The 16,998-nt window shown below is 53.1% G+C and carries 16 protein-coding genes; 3 read left to right on the forward strand and 13 right to left on the reverse strand.

The window, feature by feature from the left end; all coding sequences use genetic code 11:
• Positions 1 to 163 precede the first annotated feature (163 nt).
• Positions 164 to 1,102: a LysR family transcriptional regulator gene (locus ACT3TR_RS12250; RefSeq protein ID WP_096278160.1), complete on the forward strand. Its 939-nt coding sequence runs from the start codon at positions 164 to 166 to the stop codon at positions 1,100 to 1,102.
• Here the strand turns inward: ACT3TR_RS12250 and ACT3TR_RS12255 are convergent.
• Both ACT3TR_RS12255 and ACT3TR_RS12260 read right to left on the reverse strand, forming a co-directional pair.
• A complete protein-coding gene (locus ACT3TR_RS12255) occupies positions 1,065 to 2,663 on the reverse strand; it encodes an ATP-binding protein (protein WP_444625093.1) in 1,599 nt (532 codons plus the stop codon). The genes ACT3TR_RS12250 and ACT3TR_RS12255 overlap by 38 nt on opposite strands.
• Positions 2,664 to 2,679: 16 nt before the next feature.
• On the reverse strand, positions 2,680 to 3,438 hold the full coding sequence (locus ACT3TR_RS12260) for a response regulator (RefSeq protein ID WP_096278156.1): 759 nt from the start codon (positions 3,436 to 3,438) through the stop codon (positions 2,680 to 2,682).
• A gap of 228 nt (positions 3,439 to 3,666) precedes the next feature.
• Here ACT3TR_RS12260 and ACT3TR_RS12265 point away from each other — a divergent pair, with 228 nt between their 5' ends.
• Positions 3,667 to 3,807: a hypothetical protein gene (locus ACT3TR_RS12265; protein WP_176483372.1), complete on the forward strand. Its 141-nt coding sequence runs from the start codon at positions 3,667 to 3,669 to the stop codon at positions 3,805 to 3,807.
• Between the two features lie 133 nt (positions 3,808 to 3,940).
• On the opposite strand, the gene ACT3TR_RS12270 is transcribed toward ACT3TR_RS12265, so the two are convergent.
• The 8 genes from ACT3TR_RS12270 to ACT3TR_RS12305 form a co-directional block, all read right to left on the reverse strand.
• Positions 3,941 to 4,453, reverse strand: a complete 513-nt coding sequence (locus ACT3TR_RS12270) for a retropepsin-like aspartic protease family protein (RefSeq protein ID WP_444625092.1) — start codon at positions 4,451 to 4,453, stop codon at positions 3,941 to 3,943.
• 58 nt (positions 4,454 to 4,511) lie between these two features.
• Positions 4,512 to 5,855 carry an MFS transporter gene (locus tag ACT3TR_RS12275; RefSeq protein ID WP_444625091.1) on the reverse strand — a complete coding sequence of 448 codons (1,344 nt, stop codon included), beginning with the start codon at positions 5,853 to 5,855 and terminating at the stop codon, positions 4,512 to 4,514.
• Between the two features lie 132 nt (positions 5,856 to 5,987).
• On the reverse strand, positions 5,988 to 6,152 hold the full coding sequence (locus ACT3TR_RS12280; RefSeq protein WP_176483371.1) for a hypothetical protein: 165 nt from the start codon (positions 6,150 to 6,152) through the stop codon (positions 5,988 to 5,990).
• Between the two features lie 97 nt (positions 6,153 to 6,249).
• Positions 6,250 to 7,872: a BCCT family transporter gene (locus ACT3TR_RS12285; RefSeq protein WP_444625090.1), complete on the reverse strand. Its 1,623-nt coding sequence runs from the start codon at positions 7,870 to 7,872 to the stop codon at positions 6,250 to 6,252.
• A gap of 160 nt (positions 7,873 to 8,032) precedes the next feature.
• On the reverse strand, positions 8,033 to 8,938 hold the full coding sequence (locus ACT3TR_RS12290; RefSeq protein ID WP_444625089.1) for a metal ABC transporter permease: 906 nt from the start codon (positions 8,936 to 8,938) through the stop codon (positions 8,033 to 8,035).
• The gene (locus ACT3TR_RS12295) at positions 8,938 to 10,068 is read right to left on the reverse strand and encodes a metal ABC transporter permease (protein ID WP_444625088.1); all 1,131 of its coding nucleotides are present in this window, start codon (positions 10,066 to 10,068) and stop codon (positions 8,938 to 8,940) included. The genes ACT3TR_RS12290 and ACT3TR_RS12295 overlap by 1 nt, the downstream gene beginning before the upstream one ends.
• Before the next feature lie 2 nt (positions 10,069 to 10,070).
• Positions 10,071 to 10,850, reverse strand: a complete 780-nt coding sequence (locus tag ACT3TR_RS12300; protein ID WP_096278144.1) for a metal ABC transporter ATP-binding protein — start codon at positions 10,848 to 10,850, stop codon at positions 10,071 to 10,073.
• A gap of 33 nt (positions 10,851 to 10,883) precedes the next feature.
• Entirely contained in the window at positions 10,884 to 11,846 is a 963-nt protein-coding gene (locus ACT3TR_RS12305) for a metal ABC transporter solute-binding protein, Zn/Mn family (RefSeq protein WP_096278142.1), read from the reverse strand.
• Positions 11,847 to 12,142: 296 nt separating this feature from the next.
• On the opposite strand from ACT3TR_RS12305, the gene ACT3TR_RS12310 reads away from it, so the two are divergent.
• Entirely contained in the window at positions 12,143 to 12,499 is a 357-nt protein-coding gene (locus tag ACT3TR_RS12310) for a hypothetical protein (RefSeq protein WP_444625087.1), read from the forward strand.
• Positions 12,500 to 12,596: 97 nt separating this feature from the next.
• Here the strand turns inward: ACT3TR_RS12310 and ACT3TR_RS12315 are convergent, their stop codons facing one another.
• From ACT3TR_RS12315 to ACT3TR_RS12325, 3 genes are all read right to left on the reverse strand, one after another.
• Entirely contained in the window at positions 12,597 to 13,493 is an 897-nt protein-coding gene (locus tag ACT3TR_RS12315) for an AEC family transporter (RefSeq protein ID WP_096278138.1), read from the reverse strand.
• A gap of 67 nt (positions 13,494 to 13,560) precedes the next feature.
• A complete protein-coding gene (gene glnE, locus ACT3TR_RS12320) occupies positions 13,561 to 16,533 on the reverse strand; it encodes a bifunctional [glutamate--ammonia ligase]-adenylyl-L-tyrosine phosphorylase/[glutamate--ammonia-ligase] adenylyltransferase (RefSeq protein ID WP_444625086.1) in 2,973 nt (990 codons plus the stop codon).
• 86 nt (positions 16,534 to 16,619) lie between these two features.
• Positions 16,620 to 16,991: a diacylglycerol kinase gene (locus ACT3TR_RS12325; protein ID WP_441684168.1), complete on the reverse strand. Its 372-nt coding sequence runs from the start codon at positions 16,989 to 16,991 to the stop codon at positions 16,620 to 16,622.
• Positions 16,992 to 16,998: the final 7 nt, after the last annotated feature.

Raw genomic sequence — 16,998 nt, forward strand, 5'->3', positions numbered from 1 at the left:
CGCCGCTAGGCCCCCATGCAGGGATAGCCGAGAATATGAGAAACTGTCATGATGATATCTGCCAACGTGAATTATTTCACAAAGTCTGACCATAAACTAAAATGAATAAAAATACCTTTTTTAATGACAAAGATGAAATTTATTCACACAAAAAGGTTAAGCCATGATTGAACTGCGCCACCTTCGCACGCTGCTTGCTCTGCGCGAAACTGGCTCGCTGGTCGATGCTGCCGAACGCGTCCATCTGACTCAATCGGCACTGTCTCACCAGCTCAAAGATTTAGAGGGCCGCGTCGACAGCGCGTTATTTATACGAAAAACGCGCCCGGTGGAATTTACGCGCGCGGGACTGCGCCTGCTCGCCTTGGCTGATCAGTTATTGCCTGAGGTACGTAAGGCAGAACGGGACTTAGCGCGCTTAGCGGGTACCGAGCAGGGCCGGCTGCATATGGCAATCGAGTGCCACAGCTGTTTCCAATGGCTGATGCCGACGGTGGACTACTTTCGTAACCATTGGCCAGAAGTTGAAATCGACATCCCCAGTGGCCACCATTTCGACCCGCTACCGGCGCTCGCCCGAGAGCAGCTAGACCTCGTCATCACCGCTGATCCTCAGCCGCTTGACGGCATTCACTATGCCCCGCTGTTCCGCTATGAAGGATTACTGGCTATCGCTCGACAGCATGCTTTTGCGGGCCAAGGGTTTATTGAACCTCAGGCGCTCGCGGATGAAACGCTGATCACGTATCCCGTCGAGCAGTCGCGTCTGGATATTTTCAGCCAATTTTTACATCCAGCCAACGTCCGCCCGCGTGAAATCCGTACAGCAGAATTAACCATTATGATGATGCAGCTGGTTGCGAGCGGACGCGGCGTATGCGCACTGCCTAGCTGGGCGCTAACCGAGTACCTGGAGCGTGATTATGTTAGCGCGGTGAAACTGGGCGAGCACGGAGTATGGAGCACACTTTACGCGGCGATTCGCGAAGAAACGCGGGAAGCACCCTGGATGCAGGATTTCTTACGCACTGCTCGCGAGACATCTTTTGCGGTGCTCTCAGGGATTAAGCCGGCGGATCTCGACGCGGAATCAGCAGCGTAAAACGCGCCCCGCCCAAGTGGGGGCTATTATCGACGGTAACGCTACCGCCGTGGCTAGCCATAACTTTCTGCACAATCGAAAGCCCCAGCCCGTAGCCGCCGGAGCTCCTGGCCCTGCTGTCATCCAACCGGGCAAATGGCTTGAAAATATCGGCACGCGCTTCAGGTGGAATACCCGGACCGTCATCCTCTACATCAATGCGGACGAGCCTGGGCTCATCCCATAGCCGGACGACCACCTGAGCCGTGGCATGACGGCAGGCATTACCCACTAAGTTTTGCAGCGCACGCTGTAAATAGCGAGGCTCCGCCAGAAGCTCGACTTCGTCACCTTGTAGTAGTGTGAATGTTAAGCCTTCGTGCAATGGCGAGAGTGTATCAATCACGCGCTCTGCCATGGCCCGGCACTCGACCAGCCCGGTTTCAAGCTCGGCGCCGTTAATCGTTTCGCCGCCTAATCTTGCATAGGTCAGAATTTCATCGACCAGCTCATCAAGCTCCGTAATATCAGCATCAATACCCTGTAGTTGGCGCCGGATAGCGGGCTGGTCAGTCATATCTTCGACCATTTGGACGGCAAAACGAATGCGCGCCACCGGGGTGCGCAGCTCATGAGAAACAGCGCGAATCATTTCTTGCTGCCCCCGCAGCAGGCTCTGCACCTGACTAGCCATGCCATTAAAGGCCATTCCCAACCGGCCTAGAAAATCACCACTTTCAACTTTTACTCGGGTTTCTAAACGCCCGCTAGCAATCCGTGTAGCGGCCAGCTCAAGCCTTGCCATGCGCTCTTCAATGCTACGCATAATTAAATAGATGATAAGGCTGAGTACGATCATCAGCCCAACTAATAGGGGAAGGTGTAAATTCAGCGGTAAGGTATCGCCACGGGAAATGGGGCCCGCCTGTAGCCACGCCGATTCACCGGGCAGTTGATAAAGCAGCGTAATCGATAGCTTGTCGGACACTAATTGCGTCACGATACCACCGCTAACCAACAGCGTTTGCTGCTCAGCAGTTAGCCGGTCCGGCACGGTGGCCAGTAGCTGCAGCGGCCAGCTCCCCGAACGCAGCTCTTCTATAAGACTTTCACGCTCATTCAAGGGAGTTACCGCAAGCCAGTCGCCTAGCAATGAAATGCTGCCGTGCCACTGGTGCTCGCTCCAGTCGTCCGCCAGCCAAGCCTGTAACAGCTGGTTACTTTCCGGCAAACGCTGCTGCAACCGCCAAGGATCCTCTGCAACCAGTATTTTGCCCTGTTCTAAGCGGGAGCGTTCAAAGTAGCCAAGATCAGCATCGGCGATGGGCAATAGCGTAAGCTGTAAATCCAGCCGCTCTGAAAAGCGATCCAGCAGGCCACCGCGTTGCTCTACAGGCGTGTCGGCCAGCCGGCGCGTCATCAGTGACATCGGCAGCGCGGCGAGCTGCTCGCGATAGTCCTCGCGGCGCACCTGTTCGATAAACGAGCACCCGGCCAATACCATCGCCAACATCACCAGTAGCGCGAGGCCCAGCAGCACATAGAAGCGCAAAAACGACCCGCTGCTGAACACCCGCCGCATGACACCGCCTCTAAAATTAACTGTCTTTAACGAAGAGATAGCCTTTACTGCGTACCGTTTTGATGCGATGTGGATGGTGAGGATCATCGCCAATTTTGGGCCGGATTCGTGATACACGCACATCAATCGACCGATCTTGGCCGTCGTACTTAATTCCCCGCAAATCGCTGAATATCTCTTCGCGGGTAAGGACACGACCTGCGTTGCGGCCTAGCAGCCAAAGTAGATCAAACTCAGCGCTGGTTAAATCAATACGTTCACCGGAGAGCCACGCTTCACGCGTCGCATTGTCTATTTCCAGATTTTCGAAACGTAGCCGTATTTCGCCATTGGGCGCAGGGCCTTCAGCGCGGCGTAGCAATGCCCGCATGCGGGCAAGCAGCACCCTGGGCTGAACGGGCTTGGGTACGTAATCGTCGGCTCCCATCTCAAGCCCCAAGACTTGATCTAGGTCATCGGTGCGTGCCGTCAACATCATGATAGGGCCATAAAAGTTGGGCCTGACGCGGCGACAAATCGCTAAACCATCTTCGCCAGGCAGCATTAAATCTAAAATAACTAGGTCTGGCTGCAAGGTTAAAATACGATCAACCGCTTTAGCACCGTCGGCTTCCAACGAGACCTGGAAGCCGTTCGCTTGCAGATATTCGCGGGTTAGCTCGGCAAGGCGCTTATCATCTTCAATGATCAGAACATGATCTTGATCGGGGTAATCAGGCACGACAGGCGCTTGGGACTCAAGCGCCTGGAACTGCTGTTCCAGGTGATCAATCATCCTCTTTACTCACTCTACTTAGGCTGTCTGTTTTCACCGGTTAACCCAGCATCAGCACAGATAATATATTGTTGGCTCTAAGGATAACTCAAAACCATGAAAATGCCCTCTAATGTCATAATCATTACGCTTATTGGCGAATGCGTGCGGCCGGGCACTTGATTCCCCTACCCACGAGGGCTAATGTAGAAGCGCTAACTGTCGACAATCTGACAGGAGGATCCTGCCATGAAAAGTAATAATACGAAAAGTGTCATTAAGCGTGTGTATGTGCCTGCCCAGGTACGCGATCTGCCCAACGGAGAAAAATTAAAAACTCCCGGGCATTACAAATCACCACCGGGCGATGCAAGCGACGCCATTGAGTAACGAATACTCATAATACTAAAAAGGCAGGCCATCACAGGCCTGCCTTTTTACTTAGTCACGAGATTAAGCCAACCATCGGGAAAAATAGTAACACTATAGCGCATATTAACGTTACCTAATAAAGCGGAAATTACTACTCTGGAAGGCTCAGCCTCATCTCACCTGCATGCATTTCAATCGAGAAAATGTTCAAAAAACTCATTCCAAGCAATACGGTATCGCGCTCCATGCCCGAGCTAATCGAGCCTTGAACATTTTGTACGGTGAGCCCTCCCAGCGACACCTCGCCCAACTCCGTTAACGCTCCTTCAACTCTGCCATTGGCGGTATTAAACCAAGCGCTACGCCCTGGCTCCAAACCTAGCTCTGCCGCTAAGTCGGCGGGCACTGCTACGTAAGTGGCACCAGTATCAAGTAAAAAAGTGACGGGCGAGCCGTTAATGCGCCCAGGGGACTCGAAATGCCCTGCGCGATTTCGCTTTAACGTGACAGGCTCACCCGCAGGCAGCGTGTGCACAATGTTGGCATTAGGACGCATCATTGCATCCAGACCACCGTGTATCCACCAGGTGCCAACCGCCATTAACAGTATCCAAAAGAGCAGCATCATTCCAATGCCGCCGCGCTGTGCCGACTGCGAGACCATATGCCTCCTCACTGAAATAAGGGCTCCTTTATAGGCTTGGTCGTTATGGGCATTACCGCTATTTTCCCCAAGCCAGCGCAGCTTCACGGCCACGGCGCTCGTTGACTCTGGCACAAATCAACATCGCGATAATGAACAAGGCAACGCATAATAAAATAGATGCCTGTAGGCCAATCAGCGCTTGCAGCACGCCCAGCATTACGATGCCCAGCACGCCCGCTAATTTATTCGCCAGCCCCCAAAATCCAAAGAATTCCGCTGACTTTTCCAGCGGTGAAAATAAGCCTACCAGCGCCCGACTTGCCGATTGGCTAGAGCCTAGACTCGCTCCCGCTAAGCAACCGACGACCAGGAAGACGTATTGAGCCTGCCACTGCACCTCAAAATGCCCGTTCACCCATTGCGTTACCTCAGGCGTTGCCCAAATAGCAATAATCGCCAGCACCCACAGCGCCAGCGTGATTTGATAGGTGCGCTTGGCGCCTAGCCGATCCTGCAGCCAGCCAAACCCTAATGCCCCTGCGGCGGCGGTGATCTGAACAATAATGAACATGATGTTGCGCACGCTTTCTTCCCAACCAATCACTTGAGCGCCATAGATGAAAGCGAACGCAATGATGATGTACACACCGGCCATTGAGAAAAGCAGTGAAATCAAAAAGGTCGTCAGGTCTTTAAAATGGCGTAACTCGTGAAACGTCACCGTCACGCGGTTCAGGGCAATGTGGCGATAAGACACGCCACGTGGCTGAGGCGTGCCGCGCTCTTTCAGCCAGAGGAAGGTAGGAATTGCGGTAATCAGAAAAAACCCTGCAGCAAAGGGACCCACCCAGCGGATGCGCTCAAAGTTCTCTGCGCTGGCCTCACCCAGTACCACCAACGTAAATCCCGCGGCAAATAGCCCGCCAATGTACCCTAACGACCAGCCAAATCCGGAAATTTTGCCCAGCGCTTCAGGTGGCCCTAATTCGGGCAAAAAGGCGGCAATAAATGATTCGCCCATAGAATAGGCGTAGTTAGACAGCACAATTAATAGCAGCCCCATAATGACGTAGCCTGGCTCAACGAAGTAAAGCATCGCCGTGGTCACCACGGTGGCTAGGTAGCTCACCAGCAGAAAACGCTTTTTCTCCGCCCGATAGTCCATAATCGCGCCGCACAGTGGTGCCGTCACCACTACCATCAAATAGCTGATCGCCAGGCCAAGACTCCATAAAAAATTAGCCAGCCTGAAGTTGTCGCCACGATCCCCGACAATCACGGTGGTAAAAAGCTCGCCAAATACCACCGTAATAATCAGCAGCGTGTAGGCCTGGTTAGCAAAATCAAACATCGCCCAGCCGAATATTTCTCGGCGCGACGCATAGGCACCGGTCACCTTAGCAGTGTTAGCTGACAGCATTGGGTCTCTCTCGCAGGGGGAATCGTAAGCCTAGCAGGTGTTTGATTAACATTCTTCAGCGCTACGCAAACGCCCAGCATCGCTGGGCGTCACGAAAAGCATGGGCAAAGAGAACAAGCTCTATCGCTAACGTTAGAGCAACCAGTGCGCAATAACCGCGGCAAAACCAATGGCCATCGCCGTAACGACCGCAATGGTCACTACCCGATCAAGCCAGCGATCAAAGGCTATTCCTTTAGAGAAGGCAGCCCCTTTAGGCTGCCTTCTAGTCGCCCCGTGGCGTCCTTGCCGAGCCATTAGCATCTTTGCCGCATGTGGGTTTGCTCCTAGAATAGCTAGCGCTTTAAACGCTAGCTCCCGCAATAGAAAGCTTTCTTATCTCTATTGATGCTGACTATTTAATGCGCCGATTGACCACATTGGGCGCGCGACGCAGCCGCTCCTCTTCACCTAATAGCTCCGCTTCAAAGGCATCGGCACCCACTGGCGTATCTCCATGGCGACGGTATAGTTGCATCAACATGGCTTTACGATCTGCTCGCAGCTCTTTCACCAATACAAAGATCATCATATACAAAATAAAGGTAAACGGCAGCGCTGACAGCACAGCAGCAGACTGAAGCCCGGCTAACCCTCCCGACGCAATCAAGGTGAAACAGATAGCGGCAATCAATACACCCCAAACCACGCGCTTGTACAACGGCGGATTAATGGAACCATTATCCGTCATTTGCGCCACAATATACGAGGCCGAATCAGCGGATGTCACCAAGAAAATAAAGATCAGCATCATTGCCACAACGGAAAGCACGCCGGAAAATGGCATTAAATCAAACATTTTAAACAGTGCGGCGGTGATATTATTCTGCGTCGCGGCGGCTAGGCCGATATTAGTACCATTAAGTTCCATATGCAGCGCCGCACCGCCAAATACGCCAATCCATAAACAGGCAAGCAGCGGCGGTACTAGCAACACCCCAAACACATACTCTTTGATAGTACGACCACGGGATACACGGGCGACAAAGGTTCCCACAAAGGGCGACCAGGCGATAACCCATGCCCAATAGAAAATTGTCCAAGAGCTCGCCCACTCATTATCGCTATAGGGAGAAATACGCAGGCTCATGCCGATAAAATTCTGCAGATAATCGCCGATACCGACGGTAATCGTTTCCAATATCGCAAGCGTAGGGCCAGTAATGAGCACATACAGCATCAACCCGATGCACAAGATCATATTGAGGTTAGATAGACGCTTAATGCCCTTATCCAAACCCGACCAAGTGGATGCCATATAGGCGCAGAACATAACGAAGAGAATAACAAACTGCCATAAGCCGTTTTCAGGCAAGCCAAATACGGCGTTTAAGCCACCGTTCATCTGCAGCACGCCTAGCCCCAGTGAGGTAGCAACGCCCATTACCGTGGCAACTACCGCAAATACGTCTAGCCATGAGGCATAGGGGCGTATCTTAGGATTTTTGGCGGTGACCGACGAAAGTACTGAAGAAACAAGCCCAGCCTGGCCTTTACGAAACTGAAAGTAGGCGATGATTAAACCCACGATCGAGAACGCCGCCCACTGGTGGATCCCCCAGTTAAAGTAACTGTACTGGATGGCGTAACGTGCCGCTGCTTCAGTCTCCGCAGTGACATCACCATAAGGTGGCTCAATGTAGTGAGACATTGGCTCGGCCATACCATAAAAAACCAAACCTACGCCAAACCCCGCGGCCAGCAGCATGCTAATCCATGAGAAAAAGCTATAGCTGGGTCGACTGTCCTGGGGCCCTAAGCGGACCTTGCCATATTTACTCAGTGCCAAGCCGAACAAAAAAATCACAAAACCGAAGACAGAAAATAAATAAAACCAACCAAAAATCTCGGTAACCGTGGATAACGCCCTTTCTGCGAGGCTTGCAAAACCTTCAGGAAACGACGCTCCCACAATTACCAAGCCCAAGATAATCACCACTGATGCGATGAAAACCGACTTGCCTCCATGATTGGCCATATAACCTTCCTGTTAGATAAGCATTGTGCACAAAGAGAGTGCTTGTACAGTTAAATGCTAACATTTTAGGATGGCAGGCGCATTTCAAGGCAAGGCAAGCTGAAATCATTCTATAAGAGGCGTGCTCCACTATTTTCTTAGTAACGCGATACGCCCTGTATCAAAGAGCATTCGCGCGACGTGCGTGCATGAGGCGAATTTTTTGACTCACAATGCCGTAGCGTGGGCCGCCAATAAACGCCAACACAAAGAAAGCACCGGTCATTACCGCCATCATGCCTCCAATCGAAACGTTCCAGCGCACCGCGAGATAGTAGCCGGTAACGCTCGAGGCAATCGAGATAAAGGCTCCGATTAGAAACATTAGCCACAGACGGTCGGTTAGAAGATATGCGGCAGAAGGTGGAACGATGGCAAAGGCAATAAAGAGCACGGCACCTACCGCATCAAAAGCCGCGACGGCAGTGGTACTGGTCAGCATCAGTAGAACGTAAAAAAGAATACTCGGGGCAAAGCCCAGTGTTTTAGCCAATGCAGGGTCAAACGTTGCCAGCTTTAGCTCTTTATAAAACAATATAATAAACAGGTAATTAATAGCCGTCACTATACCCATCGACACCAAGGCTTGCGGCACGTTGTAGCCAGCTATCGTGGTGGTATCCAGCCATATGAAGCCAATCTCACCGAGCAAAACCGTGTGTGTATCGATATGAACATCGTTGGCATACAGATTTAACAGCAGCACGCCGATCGAAAATAGCGCAGGAAAGACAAGGCCAATGGCCGCATCTTGTTTAACGCGCTTAGTATTGGCCAAAAGTTCCGTTAAAAACACCGTGAGTAGGCCTGTCAGCGCAGCTCCCACCAGTTGAAACCAGCCACTTTGCTGATGCGTCAGCAGCCACACAATGACGATCCCAAAGACAATGGAATGACTGATCGCATCGGTTAGCATGCTATTCCCGCGGAGCACTAAAAACGTTCCAACGGCGGATGATGCAATGCCCACCAGTGCGCCAACGGCCATTATCTGTAGCTCAATGCTACTGAAAAACACGTCCAGCATCAGGTGGTCTTCCCATTCAATTCAGCCATCACGCTTTGTGCTTCGCGAACGCCCAATGACGTTAACAGCCACCGATTCCCCGCCGACATTGGCAGGCAGGGCGTTTTTTGACTAACCAAAAAGCCCTTTCGACGTAACTGCCAAAGCGCTATCGCGGCGGAAAAATTCAGCCTAAACGGCAAGTTGTGAACCTCTTGATCACGCGTTGACTGGGTTTTATAGAGGATATAAAGAATTTGGCGCCGACGCAGCTGAGACACTTGGCGAAGATGCTGAAGCAGCCCCCATAACAATCCACGCTGTGGCGCTATCGCCAGCGAAATTAGCACAATAATAGACGCCGATAGGATAATTAGCGGCCCTGTTGCTAGCCCGCGAGACAGCGCGCTAATCGATGCCCCAGAAACACCGCTTACCACGCCGACACCGGCGGCAATAAACACCATGGCTCCCAAATGACGACTCCACTGACGAGCAGCAACGGCTGGCGCCACAATCATGGCGGCCATTAGCACCACGCCTACCATTTGTAGCCCGACCACCACGGCCAACGTCACCATGGTGGTCAGTAGCACTTCTATCAACGACACTGGCAGCCCTACGGTATGCGCAAACTCAGGGTCAAACGTCACCAGCTTGGCTTGTTTCCATAGAGCGCCAAGCAGCGTCAATGAAAACAACGTAATGCCCCCCATCAGCCATAAATCTGAGCGCAGCGTCGCGGCAGCCTGGCCAAAAAGAAAGGACTCTAACCCGCCTTGCGATGCATTATTGCTGCCTTGAATATAGGTAAGCAGCACCAGGCCGATCGCAAAAAAAATGCTCAAACAGATACCGATACTGGCATCCGTTTTAAGCCTGCTCATACGCGTTAAAACTAGCATCAATAGCGCGGCTAACGCGCCCGTCACCATTGCGCCTACAATAATGCTGCCCATCTCGCGGCTGCCCGCGATAATAAAACCCAGGCAAACCCCCGGCAGCGCCGCGTGAGAAATAGCATCGCCTAGCAGGCTTTGGCGTCGCAGCACTGCAAAACTTCCCAGCGGTCCGCTAATCAGGCCTAACAACGCAGCCCCAATCACCACGTTTTGAAACGTATAGTCGTGCAAAATGCTTAGCCACTGCACTGTCAATTATCCCTTTTTGAAGCAGCAAACATCAGTGAATTGCTGTCATCTAGCAGGGCAATCTGCCCGCCATAGGCTTTGCGTAAGTTATCGGCGGTAAAGACGTCATCAACATTACCCATCGCCACAACGCTAACATTTAACAGCAGCAGCCAGTCAAAATAACGGCGCACTGTCTGCAGATCGTGATGAACCACAATCAAGGTCTTACCTTCATCACGTAAACGCCGCAAGATATCGATAATGGCACGCTCGGTGGTCGCATCAACGCCGGCCATTGGCTCATCAAGAAAATAAACATCAGCCTTCTGAACCAGGGCGCGAGCGAGAAAAACCCGCTGCTGCTGGCCACCGGATAGCTGACTGATTTGACGATCCGCTAACGCGCGCATCCCCACCATATCGAGCGCCTCAAGCGACTCTTCGCGCTCCTTGCGTCCGGGCCGTTTAAACCACCCCAGCCGACCATATAGGCCCATCGTCACCACATCGAGTGCGGTGGTCGGAAAATCCCAGTCAACGCTTGAACGCTGGGGCACATAGCCCACGCGCTTGCGCTGCGACTTATACGATTTTCCATCTATAAAGGCCTCCCCGGAAAGCGAAGGCACCAATCCCAGCAGGCTTTTAATCAGTGTGCTTTTGCCCGCACCGTTAGGACCGACAATACCGGCCATAACACCTGATGGAATATCGATATTGATATCCCACAGCACGGGCTGGCTGTGATAGCTGACAGTCAAATCATTAACACTTAATGCGACACGCTCATCACGCACCATAAACGCTCTCCGCAGCTAAACTGTTGCGTGCCTTCACTCGGCTATCTCCCAACGCTCTGCCCATTCAGAAAGCGCGTCTGGCATGGGCGCTAAGGTGCCTCCCAGCGCCTCTACAATATGCCGAGTGTTGGCGTAGATCATGCCGATATAAGTACCGTCTGCGGTATTGGCATCGCCCATTGCATCGGAATACAGCTCGCCGCCGATAGCAACCTCATGCCCGCGCTGGCGAGCTGCATCAATGACCGCTTGAATGGTACGCGGATTAATCGTGCTTTCTACAAAGATAGCGGGGACTTCACGCTCCACCACCACATCGGTCATGCTCCGAATATCTGCGATACCGGTTTCGGTTTCAGTGCTAATCCCCTGAATGCCTTCCACCTCAATACCGTAAGCGCGCCCATAATAGCCAAAGGCATCGTGGGCGGTTACCAAAATGCGCCGACGCTCTGGAATGCTTTCAATACTTTCAGCCACCCACGCGTGCAGCGCGTTCAACTGTTCTTCGTATTTCGTGGCATTGGCTTCGATAGATGCTTGGCACTCAGGCCTTGCCGTCGTAAAAGCGTCGCTGATTGCAGGTATTGTTTGCGCCCAAAGCGAAACGTCCATCCACAAGTGGGGGTCAATGCCGTACACATCTTGAGACGTCATAAGCTCAGCGGGATCAATACCTGAGGGCCCTACCGCTAGCGTCGGTTTACTGTGCGAAAAGTTTTCCAGCACAGCGCCTAACTGGCCTTCCAAGGAATAGCCTGCATAGAGAATTTGCTCTGCTTGTCTCAGCATGGCGACATCGCTGGCATTCGCTTGATACAGATGGGGATCAACGCCAGGGCCCATCATCGCTTCTACTTCAACGCATTGGCCACCCACTTCTTGGGCAACATCGGCAATCATGCCAATAGTTGTCACCACGTTTAGCGGTGACTCATTGGCTGAAATTAAGGGTGCAAAGGACATCATCCCCAGTAAAGCTACTACTCGCTTCATCGCTCTCTTCCCCCAAGAATGTCCAAATCTTATGTTCACAACACATCGATAAAGCTCTCGATGCTGAAACCAGAACGTTGAGGCTAGTCAACAACTCGCAACAAGATAAGCTCAAGCAATTTATATTCACACATGGAAACAAACATAGCAATGGCTAACTTTTGGCAAAGTTGCGCTCTCAGTAAAACGCAACGTCTCTGTGTATACGCCCAACATACCGAGGTGAACTTATTCGCTAAGCTGGCCTCCAAAGCGTACTGTGCACTCAATTGTGCAAGTCAATGATGGAGGCTCTAATGCCACAGATGAATCGCGACCAACGTAATGCTGCATGGCAAGCGGCTAACCAATGGCGTGCTCGCGCAACGCAAACTCAGCCCACCGGTTTAGCCGGCAGTTTAAAGCTGCTCTTTACATGGTTGGCGTTTGGCGCGCTAATGATCGTCGGCGTGGTGCTTGGTCTGTTTTTCTTATTGATTGGCTGGGCGATGATGCCGTTTATGCGCCATAAGATGAAAAAGCGTATGGAGCAAATGCGCGCAGAACAAGCGCAAGACATCGGTGGCGGCTATGCTAACCCACATGCGTCATCACAGCGCCCAGGCCACCAGGACGCATTAGACGGTAGTTATGAAGTAAAAGATGATCGCTAATTAGCCTGTCACTTTAAGCATCTAAGCGTCAGGCATCGCTGTTATTGGTTACCGTGCTTGCCGCTATGCTTATGACACAGGGCTTATGACACAGGCCTTATGATACGGGTGCGTATATCCAGGTAAATGCCGCGGCTAACGTTAGCGGCATTACGACCAAACTCCCTAAATTACCAATCAACACCAGCGAAGCTACCTTTTGCGGTGCCAGCTGGTATTGCTCTGCAACCAAGTAATTCAATACTGCAGGTGGCAACGTTGCAAACACTAGCAGCACGGCCGTTTGCAGCGCATTCAGTGGCAGCAGCCACATTAACGGCAAGGCAATCACTAATCCGGAAAGCGGACACAGCACCGCCCCCAGCATGCCCGTGCGCCAATCGCTAAAGTCGATTTCCAGCAGCCGGACCCCTAATGCAAACAGCATGAGCGGAATACATACCCCGCCCAGCATATGCATGGCCTCTAGCAGCCAGCCCGGCAGCGCTAAATCACCAATATTCACGGCTAAGCCCGCCACACTCGCCAAGACAATCGGCATGCGCAGCATGCGCCACAGCGACGTGCGCGGATTGAGCATGTAAATCCCTATCGAAAAATGCAGCAGCATTTCGACAATAAATACCACGACCGCCGCGGGCAGCGCCTCAGGACCAAAGGCCAGCACCAATAGCGGCACGCCCATATTGCCTGCATTATTAAACATCATCGGAGGCAGGAAGGTTTTGATGTCTAACGATAGCCATTTAGCCAGTGGCCACAGTACCAGCCCCGACCCTAGCACCACCGCAACTGCCGCCGTGGCGAGCCAAGCGTATTCGGCTAGCGGCGCCTGGCGGTCGGCCAGCACGGCAAACACTAGTAGAGGGACGAACAGCTCCATGTTTAGCGTATTGAGGCTGCGAATATCCGGCGTGCGGTAGCGCCCGTAAACAGCGCCACAGCCGGCGATCAAAAACACCGGCAGCAGCGTGCCAAGAATATGCCCAATCATGTGGCTCGCCCTGCCTTGCGCCTTAGCATCATTTATTCTTCCAGATTATGTTGATAGCGACGGCTGGCTAGAGATCGTTAGCCATGGGCGGCTCAAGAAAACGCTGCCAAAGGGCCGTCACTATTTCACGCTGACGGCTAAATTCCTCACCATCGCTACGCGTTTTTTCACCGGTCAGCGCTGCACGATGAGTAGCGCTACGATAGGCAAGGTAGGCTTCTCGAAGACGCTCTGCTTCATCGAAAGGTAAGTACCCACTCTCTGTCAGACTCTCTAAAATCCGAATATTATCACTGTAGGTCAGCAGCGCCGGAGTTTGGTTAGCAAGCGCTAACACCGCGTACTGGCAAAGAAACTCGATGTCGACCATCCCGCCCGCATCGTGCTTAACATTGAACGTATCGCTGGTGGCTTTACTGCCCAGATGATCGCGCATTTTCTGACGCATTTTGACGACTTCGTCTCGCAACGCGGCGTTATCACGCTGACGAGATAAAATGTCGCCCCGAAGGCTGCCAAATTTTTCGGCGAGTAAACCGCTGCCTGCCACGACCCGTGCACGCACTAATGCCTGATGCTCCCAGGTCCAGGCATTCTGATGCTGGTAATCGGCAAAGGCTTTCAATGATGTGACCAATAGCCCTGAATTGCCCGAAGGTCGCAGGCGCATATCAACCTCATAAAGACTGCCCGCCGGCGTCACCGCCGTCAGCAGGTGAATAATGCGCTGACCCAGGCGGGTAAAAAACATCGCTGTATCAATGGGCCTGGGGCCGTCAGTCGCACCTTTGCCGTCGCTATCATGCAAAAACACCAGGTCTAAATCGGAGCTGTAGCCCAACTCAATGCCACCCAGCTTGCCGTAGCCAATAATTAAAAACTCGGCCTCACTGGCATTGCCCCCCTCAGGCACGCCGTGCTTACGCGTAATGTGCTTCCACGCCATCGCCAGCACCGCGTCAAGAATCACTTCGGCAATAAAGGTTAAGTAATCACTCACTTTCATCAAATGCCGAGTACCCGCAACATCGGAGGCGGCGACGTGCAGCGTTTTGGCATGCTTAAAGACCCGCAGCGCCTCCAGCTGCGCCTCTTCATCATCTTCGGGCAAGCGGTTCAGCGTTTGGCGCAGCTCGTCCGCCAAGCGTGCCTTATCGGCAGGCGTATATAGCGTCTCTGGCGTCAACAGCTCGTCGAGCAAAATGGGGTAGCGCGACAGCTGTTCGGCAATCCAGGGGCTGGCAGCGCACAGATGCATAAGGTGCTCAAGCGCATGCGGATTTTCACGCAATAGCGCAAGGTAAGCGGTACGCCGTAGGACGGCTTCTATCAACGGCTGCACGCGTACAAGGGCCGTGTCCGGCGCATCGTTACTCGCCACGGCATCCAGTAAGAGCGGCATTAGTGCGTCCAGCCGCTCAAAGCCAATCCGCTGCATGCTTTGTACTTGGCGCGAGTGATACAGGCTCTGCAGCCGCTTCAGGGCTTTTTCGGGTTCGTGAAAACCTGCCTCGGTAAGATGCGCGATGGCCTCGTCTGCGTCTAACTCGCCGCGCCACATTAGCCGCCACTGAGCCAAACCCAACTGGCTGGCATCATTTGCCTCGTCGACATCGTCTTCGGGGTCCGCGATTACCGCATCAAAGTGCTGGCGCACCCGTTCACGCACTTCATCAAGCTGCGCCATCAAGCCAGACCAATCTTCATGGCCCATGGCAAAGGCCACCCGTTCACGATCACTATCATCGCTAGGCAAGGTCTGTGTCTGGCGATCTTCCAACGCTTGAAGTGCGTGTTCAATATCGCGTAAAAAAGCGTAATCGGGCAGTAGCTCATCAACCACGCCTTGCGGCAGCAAGCCTAGCTCGGGCAGTCGGTTGAGCGCGGTTTTCAGCGACGTCACCTGCAGCTCCGTATCGCGACCGCCGCGAATCAGCTGAAAGGCCTGCACTACGAACTCAACCTCGCGAATGCCGCCAGGGCCAAGCTTGATATTGCTCTGCATACCTTTGCGCTTCACTTCGCGATTAATCATCGCTTTCAGCTCGCGCAGCGACTCAATCGCGCCGAAATCAAGGTAGCGGCGATACACAAAGGGGCGCAGCCCTGCTAGCAGCTCACGCCCTGCATCTACATCGCCCGCCACCGGGCGCGCCTTCAGCATGGCATAACGTTCCCACTCGCGGCCCTGATCTTGATAGTAGCTGGAAAGCATCGCAAAACTGCCCACTAGCGGGCCTCCATCGCCTAGTGGCCGCAGGCGCATATCAACGCGGAAGGCAAAACCATCGGCGGTCATAGCATCCAGCGCGGCAATTAGCTTTTGGCCCAGCTTAGTAAAATACTCCTGATGCTCTAACGGCTTGCGCCCGCCCTGGGTTTCGCCTTTTTCGGGAAAAGCAAAAATAAGATCGATATCAGAGGAAAGGTTAAGCTCCCCGGCCCCCAGCTTGCCCATCCCCAAAATCACCAGACGCTGGGGCGTCCCGTCTTTGCGTGGAGCGGGCGCGCCCCAACGCGTGGCATAAAACTGCTCAAGCCAGGTTAACGCAGCTTCAAGGCATAGCTCGGCAAGCTCAGACACCGCCTTGGCGGTATCCCACATGGAGTGGTTGGGCACTCGGTTAAGATCACGCCAGATAATGCCCAGCATACGCTGACGGCGAAAACGGCGTATTACTCGCTGCATACCTTCTTCGTCATCGATACGCTCAAGCGACTCATTCAGCCAGTTTTCCAGCGCCTCGCGCCCTGGATTTGCGTCTAGCTCGCCGGCGACATCAAGCTCAGTCAGCCAGTGAGGGTATCGGGCAAGGCTATCCACGACGAACGTTGAGATCGACAGCACTCTAGCCAGGGCCTCGCGGCGGGCTTCAGAAAGCCCCTGCCAGCTACTTGAAGGTAGCTCCTGCTGAGTCATCTCGGCGACATTATCCGCCTGGGCTAGCGCCTCAACCAAGCGCTGCCAAGCAGATTGGGCCACTGTTTGTAACGACGCTGGCAGCGTCGACAACGGTAAAAAATCGTTGTTCACTTGCATAATCACCTCGCTGCCAAGCACGTTTATCAGCGTTGAAAAAGTTCGCCTAGTTAGCTAGTTATTAAACTTGGCCTTCCAACCCCGACTTAGCTATAGAATTTTTCCCAACCTAACAGCCCCCAGGTAAGTCCGGCCATAATCAGCGACAGCATAACCGCCGCAGAGCCAATGTCCTTAGCCCGCCCAGAAAGCTCGTGGTGCTCGGTGCCAATGCGATCGACCACATTTTCAATCGCACTATTGAGCAGCTCTACTATCAGCACTAAAAACAGGCTTCCCACTAGCAGCAGCCAGCTAACGGGGCCCTCACCAATCCACCAGGCAAACGGCAGCATAACCGCCGTGATGCCAACTTCCTGACGAAAAGCCGATTCGTTTCTAAACGCAGCTTTAAGGCCTTTCCATGAATAACGCATGGAGTGAACCAAATGTGTTAAGCCGGTATGCCCTGGTTTCATACACGTT

Origin of the sequence: Halomonas sp. AOP12-B1-6 (assembly GCF_052379225.1) — a bacterium.
Classification (GTDB): domain Bacteria; phylum Pseudomonadota; class Gammaproteobacteria; order Pseudomonadales; family Halomonadaceae; genus Vreelandella; species Vreelandella casei.

Coding starts and splice junctions, on each gene's coding strand:
- ACT3TR_RS12250 (WP_096278160.1), top strand. CDS start 164: ATGATTGAACTGCGCCACCTTCGCACGCTGCTTGCTCTGCGCGAAACT.
- ACT3TR_RS12255 (WP_444625093.1), bottom strand. CDS start 2,663: ATGCGGCGGGTGTTCAGCAGCGGGTCGTTTTTGCGCTTCTATGTGCTG.
- ACT3TR_RS12260 (WP_096278156.1), bottom strand. CDS start 3,438: ATGATTGATCACCTGGAACAGCAGTTCCAGGCGCTTGAGTCCCAAGCG.
- ACT3TR_RS12265 (WP_176483372.1), top strand. CDS start 3,667: ATGAAAAGTAATAATACGAAAAGTGTCATTAAGCGTGTGTATGTGCCT.
- ACT3TR_RS12270 (WP_444625092.1), bottom strand. CDS start 4,453: ATGGTCTCGCAGTCGGCACAGCGCGGCGGCATTGGAATGATGCTGCTC.
- ACT3TR_RS12275 (WP_444625091.1), bottom strand. CDS start 5,855: ATGCTGTCAGCTAACACTGCTAAGGTGACCGGTGCCTATGCGTCGCGC.
- ACT3TR_RS12280 (WP_176483371.1), bottom strand. CDS start 6,152: ATGGCTCGGCAAGGACGCCACGGGGCGACTAGAAGGCAGCCTAAAGGG.
- ACT3TR_RS12285 (WP_444625090.1), bottom strand. CDS start 7,872: ATGGCCAATCATGGAGGCAAGTCGGTTTTCATCGCATCAGTGGTGATT.
- ACT3TR_RS12290 (WP_444625089.1), bottom strand. CDS start 8,938: ATGCTGGACGTGTTTTTCAGTAGCATTGAGCTACAGATAATGGCCGTT.
- ACT3TR_RS12300 (WP_096278144.1), bottom strand. CDS start 10,850: ATGGTGCGTGATGAGCGTGTCGCATTAAGTGTTAATGATTTGACTGTC.
- ACT3TR_RS12305 (WP_096278142.1), bottom strand. CDS start 11,846: ATGAAGCGAGTAGTAGCTTTACTGGGGATGATGTCCTTTGCACCCTTA.
- ACT3TR_RS12310 (WP_444625087.1), top strand. CDS start 12,143: ATGCCACAGATGAATCGCGACCAACGTAATGCTGCATGGCAAGCGGCT.
- ACT3TR_RS12315 (WP_096278138.1), bottom strand. CDS start 13,493: ATGATTGGGCATATTCTTGGCACGCTGCTGCCGGTGTTTTTGATCGCC.
- glnE (WP_444625086.1), bottom strand. CDS start 16,533: ATGCAAGTGAACAACGATTTTTTACCGTTGTCGACGCTGCCAGCGTCG.
- ACT3TR_RS12325 (WP_441684168.1), bottom strand. CDS start 16,991: ATGAAACCAGGGCATACCGGCTTAACACATTTGGTTCACTCCATGCGT.